Below are 11590 nucleotides of genomic sequence, written 5' to 3' on the forward strand. Positions count from 1 at the left end.
CAGACATTCGGAATCCGCACTATCGTGCTACTTCCTCATGTCTGTTCGCTTTCTAAGGTCTCAAGCCGCTTTACATGCAAGCATGTACGCGGCTTGGACTTTAGAAAGCTATATCACTACATGTTAAACATCTTCTCCGAAGCCTTCTTCAGATCGCGGAATCTGAATATCAAGACACCTGCCAGGAGGATCATGTAAAGCATAATGCTGATGCCTGTAGGCCAGAAATTCTTTGTGATTCCCTTTGTGACGCATATTATCTGTAATACAGTCATAATAAGGTCAAATAAAAGGTAAAAAATGTATTCGTCAAATCTAAGCTTTATGCAAATAGCAATAACAAATGTCAAAACGCCGAGTGCCATAAGTGTGATCGGCACAACCCAGTCTATGCTCCAGCCGTAAAAGCCTGTGTTGTAATCGATATAAATATCTGCGATTATCGCAACTATAGCTTCCCACGTTATCAGTTTAAGGATATTGTTTCTAAAATAAACCGTCGCAAGAACCGCTATCCATGCGCCCAGAATTCCAAGGAATAACGGTCCCAAAAATTGAAGCGCATCTCCCATCATAATATTCAACGTTATCAAAATTATCTCAAGCACAGCACAAACGAAAGTTGTCATCTTCATTATTGTGATGTGACTCATCTTTTTCTTTTTAAGAGTGGGAAAAGAAGCCGTTACGTTCTCCCCGCCTTCAACTTCCTTTAAAGTTCCCTGGCACATGGGACAGCACGTCTTTTTTCCTCTTATCTTTATCTTACATTTCTGACAATACTGCATATAAATCACTGCTCCTCATCGTAGTCGTTGGTTCCAAGTTCTACTTCCATTCCCATTTCCGTAAGTAACCTGAAGAAATTAAGCATTACCTTGTGTGTCTTGAAAGGTGAAACCTCTCCGAATACCATTTTATCCATATATGAGCAGACCGTGATCTGTTGTGACTGTGCAGTCATAAATGCGCTGAATCTGTCTATATAATCCGCAACAGCGTCAGGCATCTTGATCTGACCGAGGTTCGACATTGAGCTGGTGATACCTCGCTTCGCATTTTTGTCAAAAAATCCTATTCCTATATTCTTGATTGGAAGCGGAATAACCTTTATTCCTATGTTGTGCTCCAATGCAGAGTATGAATTCATGGTTTTTTCAATGCTTTCCGGCGAGAGCTTTTCTTTGAAATTCTTATCAACGAAATTGATGATTGTTTCAAGCTCACCGTCATATTCAACAGGATTGTAATCGATGCTTATAACACCGAAAAAGTTTCTTGCCGTTCCGCTCTTAAAAAAGTTTCTTAAGTTAACCGGGACACTGACTACTATGTGCTTTCTCTTCTGGCTTCTGTTCATTCCCATAAGAACAGCCTTTATATAAACCGCAACGCACATAACTCCCACAGTTGTATTGTGGCTCTTTGCCGCCTCGTAAAATTTCGATGAGGAAACAGTGCCCTCCACAAGGTGCGGAAGAAGATCGTCGTCAATCTCTCCGCTAAGCTGATATGCCTTTACCGAAGACATCTCTTTTAACTGCTTAAGACCTTTTTGCTTGCTGTAAAAATCTCCGAAAGCGTCCACATTCTTTTCTTCAAGAGAAAACTCATCTACAGGCTTAATATCGGCATCAATTCCGTGCTTTTCCTGAATATATCTTATGATGAGATTTCTAAAGAACATAAACGCCCCTGTTCCATCCGCAAGCACATGGAACATCTCAAGGTTAATTCTCTTTTTGAAATAATTTACTCTGTATAAAAGATTTTTTCTGCCCGGATAATAAAGAGGCATACAGGCGGGAGTCTTCTCTTCCTCCACTACCGCCTTAAGATCACTGTCTTCAAGATAGTACCAAAAAAGACCTCTGTGAAGCACACAATTAAAAAATGGAAACTCTTCAATCGTCTCATCCAGCACTCTCTGAAGTATCTCTCCGTCAATATTCTCTTTTAACTCACAAGTTATTCTAAATACTCGTGTATTTGCTCCGCGTGCGGTTGACGGAACAATTTTCGCCGCATTGTCGAGCTTATACCAGTTGCTGCTTTTATTCATGTAAAAATTCTATCCTCAAAATTTAAGTTAATTAAGGTGCTCGATTCGCTCAGTAACAACTTCCATGGTACCCCTGCTAATCCTGTAAAGAACATCTTCAAGAGAGATAAATTTCTTCCCCCTTATGAACTTAAGATTTTTTGGAGTAAATCTCATGCTGATGCCCTTGTCACCAAGGCCGTCATTCACCTTATTCTGAATGGTTTCGCAAGTGTCTGCCGCATCGTGCGCAAGACTCTTATTGAGTATGCATAGAAGCGTACCTGCTGTTCTTGCAAGCCCTTCGGCATTAGCATCCTCGCTCATATCAAGAGACTGCAATGCCCCAATGGACCATTTCTTGATATTATGATAAATTCCGTACTCACAGTCAAGTTCTACCAGTTTGTCAGCCAAACTGTCGTAGAGCCAGACCTCATTTCCCTTAACAAACATATCGCTCACTTTGAAGAGCTCTCCGTCAAACGGGAAGCTTATTACGGCATTCATTCCACCCGTGAGCACAATATTTGCATTGATCTCACTCACATCAGATTCTTCTTTGGTATTGTCAAGATCCGCTTTCCACTTATCCTCAATTCTTATCTTTTCATCATGACCGATCTTGGACGACGCATCATCGGGAGTCTGAACGGTAAATCTGTCTGTTCCGCACTCCTCAAAAGGTCCCGAAACAGGGAATCTTCCCCTCTTTCTTCCAAAATAGTCTCTGTCAAAAGAAATACTGCTGCCGTCAGGATTCTCAAAGCGCTGCTCAGGTTCAAACGCAAGCCCCAGCACCTCAGAATTAACAGGCATGGCAAGTCCCCTCGGAAGGAACTCGTAAAGATTGGTGTGTATGGTATATCTTCCGTCACCTTCATCGATATAAAGGCTGATCTTATGATCTTTGTCAACGTGAGCCGCAGGCTCGTGGTCACAGGCCCTCGCACCGTTATAATATGCATTTCCCCCGAAATATACAGGAAGATGATCGTAATAAGGATCTGTTGAACCGTATTGCCTGATGACATTCTTCCCAAAGCGCGAGAAATACTCCGGAGCCAGCGGATAATCGTTGTAAGGAATCGTACCGCAAATAAAGTTATTTTTATCCATGGTATCGGAATTCTGCGCAACGCAATAATCCACAAGATCTCTTCGCACTTCCTTCTGGATGAAAATGTTGTTAAAAAATCTCGCATCGCCGTGAAGAATCGTCATGAATCCTGCGATCTTGGTAGAATGCGGAACATGATACGGCGTAAATCTCGGCGAAGGGAATTTTTTACTCATATCACCGCAGCCCTCTCCCACATAGGTAAAAGAGCCTGCGATAAGGTTATGAACAAACGCTATTCCCTGCGTCGATATCCTTGCTGCAATATCTGACAAAAAGAGATTGTGATCAAGGAGCGTCGGTCCGTGCGAGACCTCAACAAAAATATCTTCTCCCAAAGACAATCCATTTTCTATTATAGTACCTTTCGGCGGAACATTGTCATGCAAAAAATTCTGCGACACTCTTGTTCCCTGAGCCTCCCAGTCAAGCCAGATTCCTCTTGTGCAGTGATCGATGTGATTTCTTCTGATGCAGGTATCTATCGCAGCATGAAGCTTGATTCCGGCAATCTCAGCCCCGGCAAGGTTGTGCTTTATATTGATATGATGGATGTGGTTATCCTCGATAATACTGAAAGCACCGCCCATATGACCGACGATTCCCGTCTGTCCGCAGTCGTGAATATCACAGCGTCTTACAATATGCGAGCCGACCGTTTCTTTGTCCCAGCCTTCATTTACCGCCTGACACACGGTGTCTCTCTGAGTCTGCGATCCCAGCTTCAAATTATAAGTTGACCACTTGTTGTTATTGCCTCTCTGGAAATACTTACCGAGACTGATTCCGCAGCACTTTGACTCCGAGATCTCACAATCTTCGATTATCCAGCCCTTAGCCCAGTTAGGTCCCACCATTCCTTCCTGAAAAGCGGTCGGAGGCGCCCACTGAGTAGCTGCCCTTGTTATGCAAAATCCCCTTAAAGTAATATAATTTATCCCACTCTCCTCAGGGAAAAAGCATGATCTTCTCACAGAAATCTCAACATTTTCATAATTGGGATCTTTGCCCATAAAGTTCGCATAGATAACGGTAAAGTTATCCTCCTGCGCCGTATACCATACATACTCGGTGAAGTCCGGCTCCCATGACCTGTTGTCTTTTTGCGGATGCATGCAAAAAGAAAGGTCGAATACCTCAAGCATGGACCTCTTGTTTAAATATATCTCTCCTGTGTGTGATGGATTCTTGGGATCTTCGATAAACCAATCCCCGTGAACTAACGCTGTGAACGGATTATAATCTCCGAAATAGCTGTTTGGTATTCTGACACGCCAGACGTTCTCGAAAGCCTCCCAACCCTTTATTTCCTCAGAGCCCGTGATTACGGCTCCGCCATGTTCTGTACTTAAATATGTTATTCGCTTATCTTCCGTTCCTGAATAACGGGGTTTAACCCACTCTCTGTATACTCCGGGGGCAACCACAACCGTATCTCCCGGACGTGCCTTTTCGGCAGCCTCCGAAATAGTCATGAACGGATGGTCAAGCGACCCATCCCCACTTCTGGACACATTACCGGCAACGTAAATCTTCATACTCCCTCCAATCCTGAATTGATATTCAGATGTACATGTCATTTCGGTTGTATCCTCAAAAAAGATACAATATAATTATAACATGATTAATTAAAAGGAGTATGCCATGGCAAGAATGAAATTTATTTATGCAATCGCCATTTTGGCAGGATTTGTCCTCGCCGGTCTTGCAATCAACTTTATTTCCTCGCTCTTTTAAATATTATTCAATTTTCTCTGCTTGTACAGATCCGAATCTGCCCTTGCAATGAATGACTGAATAGATATAGGAGCTTCGTAGTCGTATTGAGCAATTCCTACACTTACCGAGAGGTCATAAGCGCATCCGGTAAGTTCGGGAATTTTTTTTTACGTTATTCTTGATCTGATCGGCAAGCCAGCTCGCTTCCGCTCTGTATGCCATCTCAGCAACAACAACGAACTCATCTCCGCCGTATCTTGAGATAAAAAATCTGCTTCTCGGGCCCTGACATGCATCCTTAACGGCATTTGCAACTCTGACAAGGATCTTGTCACCTTCGCTGTAACCGTAAGTATCATTAATAGACTTGAATCTGTCTATATCTATGATCAGCATAAAAAGAGAAAGCCCCGGATTCTGATTTCTCATTTTCTGTACCAGATATTTATACATCTGATTCTTGTTATTTATCTGTGTCAGAGGATCTATAGACACAAGATTATCCATATAAGTTATGTATACATACAAAACCGCAGCAAGGCTTCCGTAGCATATAAACGGAACTCTCCAATACATTGCCTGCAATATTCCAAGCAAAATTGGCGTTATCGGGAATATACCGATCATAAAATAGATATATCTCTCTGCATATCTATCCTTGCTGAACGCACGTGACAAAGCCTTTATCGACGCCGCAAGAAGGTATCCGAAAGGAACGATTATAAGTATCAGATACAGTTTTCCTCCCGTGAGATTACCGTTTTCATCAAGGTAGTAAACAAGACCTGTTCTGTATGCAGTCACGCACAAAAGAGCCGATATCCAAACCGGCACACTTATAAATACCCTTGTAAGATCACTCTCAATATACTTCTCCTTCTGCATAATTTCTGACAGAATATACCAAATATACGCAGCTACATTTATTAAAAGGTATGTGAAAACATTAGATAAATATAACAGAGTTTTGGATGAGCCCAAATAACCGCCATCCACCAATGCCCAAAAGATTTCTGCAAAACAGTAAGCTATAAGTACTATTATCAGATTACCGAGATAAATCTGTGAAAGTTGCTTATTTACACCTTTTCTGATTTTGAACAGCAGAAATGCCATCAGAAAAATGCAAGCAAGATGCGCTTCAACGTAATAATAGACGTATGTCAAAACCAGACCTCCAATCATCGTACATAGAAGTAATTTTATCACGAAATCCTCAAAAATGCCCACGAAATTACACTTTTTTATACAATCTTAATAAATGAAGTCCATAAGCTGTCGAAAGCGGAAGTCTCACTCTAAGACTTCCGCTCATTATCCTCTGTCCGCTATTGCTTTCAGCGCATCAAACTCCGATTCGTACACTCCCCCCATCGCCTCCAGATCGTCCCACGTATACCATGCTCCGCTAAGTTGTATTCCCTTAAGCGATATATCCGTAACTATAACCATAAACGGTTTCTGATTAACCACAATATACGCAGTTCGGTTCAAAGCGAAAGGTGTAATAAAAATATGCCCTGTATCAGCGAGATGATTTAATTGATCCAACGATAAACTCTTTGATAGAGGTACTGTTCTCATCATAAGCTTCGCCCACTTCTGTCCAAATACTTACAACAGTAACATTACTTTTGAATCAGCTTTACAAATTCATCGATCACAACCGGCTTGGAATACAGATATCCCTGGAAAGATGTGGCACCGTAATTCTTCATTATCTCTTTCATGCTCACGGTCTCTATTCCCTCAATCGTTGAGCTTATATTCATATTCCTTGCGCAAGCAAGAATCGCATCAACTACATACTGCTTCTCTTTTATATTCTCGATATCCATGACAAAAGATCTGTCTATCTTGATCGCATCTATAGGCAAAGTTATAAGAAGCTCGAGTGCCGAAAAACCTGTTCCGAAATCATCAAGTGCAACCTTGATTCCCTTTGACTTAAGGAATATCATCTCATTTCTCAAGAATGATTCATCAAGGAGCTTACACCTCTCCGTAAGCTCAAGACACAGATTTTTCGGAGGATATCCGACTTCATCGATTATCCTTAGAAGATCGGTCCTAAAATTCTGTCTTTCAAGCTGCATATATGAGAGATTTATGTTAAGAAGGAAATCCGGCATAAGCGGCAATACCTTCTCTTTTATCGCGCTCATCGACGTCTTCATGATCCAGTAACTAAGATCATAGAAAAGAGGGTCGTTTTCAAGCCACGCAACAAAATCTCCGGGAGAAATGCTTCCAAAAGGTTCCATACTCCATCTGACAAGCGTCTCTGCCCCCACCAGTTTCTCAGTATTTGCATTGACGATCGGCTGATAGCACATATAGAATCCCTTACAACCGTCATTTATGCAGTTTCTGAGCGTATTTATGACAACAATCCTGTCATGATTATTTACATAATTGTCATTTCCAAATTTAACGAGTTCTCCGTGTCTTTCATGAATCGACTCATCAAGTCCAAGGAGCACGCCCGTTACTATCGTATGTACATCGACGTCAAAATTCCTTACTTCCGAAAGACTTCCGCCGATATTTATCGCAACTTTGCTGTCTTCTATCTCAATCGAATTTCTGGCATATTCAGAAACTTCTTTGTATATGGCAGCCATTTTTTCTTCGGTGAAAACAGACGATACTATCGCAAACTTTGTTCCACCCGCATGGAAAACAAAGGCTCCGTTAAGATAATCAAGAAGCTTCTCCGCAAAGTTCTTAAGCACTTTATTTCCGACTTCATAGCCGTAAATATTGTTGATCTCATGAAAGTTACACAGTCCCACCATAAGGATCATGTACTTCTCTTTTCTCTCCTGATATTCTCTGAGATCGTTAAGAAGCTTATATCTGGTATATAAATTGGTTATGGGATCATATTCGGTTGCAATTCCGTGATTATCGATCGTACCGGCAAAATATACCGGATGACCATCATCATCATCAATAAGAAAGCCCTTGCATGAACAAACTACATACTCTCCCGTCTTATCAAGAGCCCTGTAGCTCATATCATGAATCTTGGTATTACCGGTGATCAGATCCTGTAAAGATTTCTGAAATCTGAACCTGTCGGCAGGATTAATTATAGAAGCCCAAACCTCTCCGGCATTATCTACATACTCGCCAGGAAGCCCAAATCTATCGACGCAACTCTGGGAAAATCTACAGACATTCTTTTCAACATCAAACAAAAATACATATCTGCTCTCCGAAGAGTTCGCAAATGCTTCAAAAACCTTACTTAAAAGTCCCATCTTATCCAATATATTACCCTCTCAGAAAAGCTGAATCGTATAAAATCATTATACTATCCCCTGATATTTGTGTAAATTCGTTTATATATATTTAATATTTCCACAAATATCAATTGAATTAATATGGGCTGTCATTCTTCATGTTTTCGCGCATATAGTTCCAGTATTCATCGTTTCTGTCAAAATCTGAATATTTTTCAAGTTTCCAAACTATATAGCTTATATTGTATTTCTCAACGATCGGCATCCACTGCTGTATCGTCTCCATATCATAATAGTCTTCCTGTTCGGCGTCCGTTCCGGCAACCTCTGTCATAAACACGGGAAGATGTACTTCCATAGCTTTATCTATCTGCTCTATCTCGCTTTGGAATTTGCTGTTATGTCCCGTATACTCATGAAAAACATACATAATGTTGTCGTATTCAAGCGGATCGTTCATAGGAGCATAAAGATCTGCCGAAAAATCAGGTGTTCCGACAAGTATAAGCGAATCCGGATCGTTGTTTCTGATAAGAGGTACGATCACGGAGCAATACTCCTTAACATTATCCCATGTCGCCTCACCGTTGGGTTCATTGCAGATTTCGTAGATAATATGCTTGTCATCCTTGTATGTCGAAGAAACATATTCCCAAAACTTCTTCGCATATTCAATCTCTTTCAAAGGATTCTCTTCTTCAAGAACAACCCACTCAACTATCGCATACATGCCCGTTTCTCTCGCCGCCGCGATTGCCTTATCAAGAGTGGCCGTAATCCTTGCTCTGTCTTCATCAGAACCCGATGCATATCCTTTCTCGGGTGTCCCCCAGAACGATGTATCGACGTTAACGGGAAGTCGCAGTACATTTGCTCCCCACTCATCTTTCATTCTCTTAAACACACTCTTTCGTGCAAGCTGAGGCTGGACGCTCAAGTAAAAGTTTGCAAGTCCCTTTAACTGAATCGGATTGCCCGCTTCATTTACAAGTTTTCCGTCAGATACATGTAAAAGACCGTTTTCTTCAGTAAAGAGCGGCCCGGAGCTCTCGCTTTCTTCTATCATTTTTCCGGTGATCTCCACTTTATCAACAAGAACATTATGTCCGTACACATATACGTACCCTTCATCGATTATGGAATTTTTCTTTTCCTCTGAGATTTCAAAAGAAATGCTGTCTTTTCCTTTTTTTACTTTCCTGTTTTCACCGAATGACTTATCGTCCCAATTAAGTCTCAGACCAATTTCATGCGACGAATCCTTCGTATAATTATTGGTCTTGTAATAGGCTGTAAGCACCACGTCTCCGTCAAAACGTTCAAATTCTTCGGCAGAGATTTCCGCATCTCCGAGATTATCCCAGCGAAGCTGAGCACCTCCGAGATCAATAGTAACCTTCCCGTTGCCTGCGTCGACCGTACTCTCAACAGCCATGTCACCTTTATCGGCTTCACTTTCTGCTTTCTTGCCGTTCTTTCCGCCACATGCGGTAACGATCAAAGAAATGACAAGCATAAGCGTCAATACACTTCTCTTTTTCACAATTTTAATCCCCTATATTTTTTTTGCTGTAAACAGCATAAAGAGCAGTTATTTTATTAAACAACTGCTCCGTCTTTCCTTTAATAAATTTAGATATTCCTAAGATCAAGAAGACTCTCGATCTCACGCCTTTCATCAGCCATCTTCTTTTCTTTATTCTTTCGGAGAATTGCCATATCATCTGAATCCGCACTCTCTTCCATATCTTTAAGATTCATCTGTTTTCCCGACCTTATGGTAATGGTCGCGGGTCTCTCCGGAATGATATCCCTTGCAACATCCTCTTCAACTTCCAGAATCTGCTGCTGTTCGGTTATCTTAGGATTGAGATCTGTCGCAGGAGCTTCATCGAGTTTCGTCTGTTTCTCATTTTTCTTTGAACTCAACAGTCCGATGAGATCGATATTAAGATTCGATATACTGCATCCTACGGCATTCTTTTTGCCTAGTTTAAAATTTCTTACTACTACAGTGCTTAATTCATAATTATGTAGTGTTGCCCCGTATCTAAACATTACGTCAATCTTGTCTCCGGGCACACACTCTGTGTCGTCATCTACAACAAGAGAGATTCCTCTCATAGATATATCATGGACAAGGCAGTTTCTAAGCTGCATGTTATTTCCGTTAACGGAAATGAGACCGAGCTTCTCAATATAGAAGCGCTCTGCTCTTCTTGAGTTTTCAGGTTCCAGCATAGATGAGCACCTGATCAAATGAAAATTCCCGTACCTTGTCTTTACGGGTGAAATTGCTGTAGACATGAACTTGTATACGCGTCCGTCACGCTTGTTCCTGATCTGAACATTGGATGGTTCTAAAAACTGAATGTACTTACCGAAATACTCCATCGGTCTTACCAGAAGTCCAACATTCACACCAAAAATAGCCTCCGTCATAATCACAACTGAGTGTCCGTTAATGGCCGCATAAATCTTTACCTCTGATCCGTTTGCGATCTCGCTAACCTTCATATTCTTTTTTCCCCACTTGAATCGTGTTACACCACCACATCATATGATATACTATTAAGGGCAAAAAATAAAGAAAAACACGGTAAATGAGTTATTATCGGGCAAAAGCCCCATACAATTGCAAATGACATTAAAGGAGCGACAGATGATAAAGGAAAACCTTAAATTTGTAGAAGAGAACATAAAAAAGGCCTGCGAAAGAGCCGGAAGAAAAAGAGAAGACGTAACTCTCATCGCAGTAAGTAAGACAAAACCCGTAAGTGACATCCGCGAAGCAATGGCCTGCGGCATCACGGTATTCGGAGAAAATAAAGTTCAGGAAATAAGAGATAAGACAGCAGAGATAACAGAGCCTCTCTCATGGCACATGATAGGCCATCTTCAGGCAAACAAAGTAAAATATCTTCCCGGCGTTGCCTGCATGATACATTCCGTAGATAACAGAAAGCTTGCAGACGAGATTGAAAAACAGGCCGCAAAGCACGACCTTGTAATGGACGTCCTCGTAGAAGTAAATATGGCACACGAAGATACAAAATTCGGTCTCTCACCGGATGAAGCAATTGATTTTGTAAAAGAGATCAGTACTCTCCCGCACCTTAACATCCGCGGATTTATGACAATCGCTCCCTACACGGAAAATCCCGAGTCAAACAGAGTATACTTCAAAGGTCTTCGAGAGCTCAAGGATCAAGTAAATTCGATGTCCATTCCGAACGTTCACATGGACACACTCTCCATGGGCATGACGGGCGACTATGAAGTAGCCATCGAAGAAGGCGCAACCTTTGTAAGAGTCGGAACAGGAATCTTCGGAGAAAGAGACTACAGCAAGAAAGCTTGATTTTAAATTAGTACATTGAATATCCTAAGATATTTGATGAGCTGAATAACGGTAAGATTACCGTTATTCAGCTCGTTTTTGGCTATACATAATCCCGTTGT

Annotated in this window: 9 protein-coding genes; 1 reads left to right on the top strand and 8 read right to left on the bottom strand. The window is 41.4% G+C overall.

Going from position 1 to position 11590, the window contains the following annotated elements; translation table 11 throughout:
* Window positions 1-116: 116 nt before the first annotated feature.
* The 8 genes from CD00_RS0106505 to CD00_RS0106545 form a co-directional block, all read right to left on the bottom strand.
* Entirely contained in the window at window positions 117-788 is a 672-nt protein-coding gene (locus CD00_RS0106505) for a DUF6320 domain-containing protein (protein WP_026655223.1), read from the bottom strand.
* Window positions 789-793: 5 nt separating this feature from the next.
* Entirely contained in the window at window positions 794-2062 is a 1269-nt protein-coding gene (locus tag CD00_RS0106510; RefSeq protein ID WP_026655225.1) for a hypothetical protein, read from the bottom strand.
* A gap of 27 nt (window positions 2063-2089) precedes the next feature.
* Complete coding sequence (locus CD00_RS17490) at window positions 2090-4699, bottom strand: right-handed parallel beta-helix repeat-containing protein (protein WP_081811853.1); 2610 nt, start codon at window positions 4697-4699, stop codon at window positions 2090-2092.
* A gap of 313 nt (window positions 4700-5012) precedes the next feature.
* Window positions 5013-6047: a GGDEF domain-containing protein gene (locus CD00_RS0106525; RefSeq protein ID WP_026655226.1), complete on the bottom strand. Its 1035-nt coding sequence runs from the start codon at window positions 6045-6047 to the stop codon at window positions 5013-5015.
* A 147-nt stretch (window positions 6048-6194) separates the two neighbouring features.
* Entirely contained in the window at window positions 6195-6353 is a 159-nt protein-coding gene (locus tag CD00_RS20130; RefSeq protein WP_196803683.1) for a hypothetical protein, read from the bottom strand.
* 155 nt (window positions 6354-6508) lie between these two features.
* Window positions 6509-8146 carry an EAL domain-containing protein gene (locus tag CD00_RS0106535; RefSeq protein WP_242839006.1) on the bottom strand — a complete coding sequence of 546 codons (1638 nt, stop codon included), beginning with the start codon at window positions 8144-8146 and terminating at the stop codon, window positions 6509-6511.
* 118 nt (window positions 8147-8264) lie between these two features.
* Window positions 8265-9671 (bottom strand): glycoside hydrolase family 5 protein, encoded by a 1407-nt coding sequence (locus CD00_RS0106540; RefSeq protein WP_026655229.1) that lies wholly within the window; start codon window positions 9669-9671, stop codon window positions 8265-8267.
* A gap of 89 nt (window positions 9672-9760) precedes the next feature.
* Entirely contained in the window at window positions 9761-10645 is an 885-nt protein-coding gene (locus CD00_RS0106545) for a PilZ domain-containing protein (protein ID WP_026655230.1), read from the bottom strand.
* 145 nt (window positions 10646-10790) lie between these two features.
* Between CD00_RS0106545 and CD00_RS0106550 the strand changes: the two genes are divergently transcribed.
* Window positions 10791-11489: a YggS family pyridoxal phosphate-dependent enzyme gene (locus tag CD00_RS0106550; protein ID WP_026655232.1), complete on the top strand. Its 699-nt coding sequence runs from the start codon at window positions 10791-10793 to the stop codon at window positions 11487-11489.
* Window positions 11490-11590: the final 101 nt, after the last annotated feature.

It is taken from the genome of Butyrivibrio sp. AE3003 (assembly GCF_000686065.1).
Lineage (GTDB): Bacteria > Bacillota > Clostridia > Lachnospirales > Lachnospiraceae > Butyrivibrio > Butyrivibrio hungatei_A.

Bases quoted from the DNA above. Each gene is read 5' to 3' on its own strand.
- CD00_RS0106505 (WP_026655223.1), bottom strand. From the start codon at position 788: ATGCAGTATTGTCAGAAATGTAAGATAAAGATAAGAGGAAAAAAGACG.
- CD00_RS0106510 (WP_026655225.1), bottom strand. From the start codon at position 2,062: ATGAATAAAAGCAGCAACTGGTATAAGCTCGACAATGCGGCGAAAATT.
- CD00_RS17490 (WP_081811853.1), bottom strand. From the start codon at position 4,699: ATGAAGATTTACGTTGCCGGTAATGTGTCCAGAAGTGGGGATGGGTCG.
- CD00_RS0106535 (WP_242839006.1), bottom strand. From the start codon at position 8,146: ATGGGACTTTTAAGTAAGGTTTTTGAAGCATTTGCGAACTCTTCGGAG.
- CD00_RS0106545 (WP_026655230.1), bottom strand. From the start codon at position 10,645: ATGAAGGTTAGCGAGATCGCAAACGGATCAGAGGTAAAGATTTATGCG.
- CD00_RS0106550 (WP_026655232.1), top strand. From the start codon at position 10,791: ATGATAAAGGAAAACCTTAAATTTGTAGAAGAGAACATAAAAAAGGCC.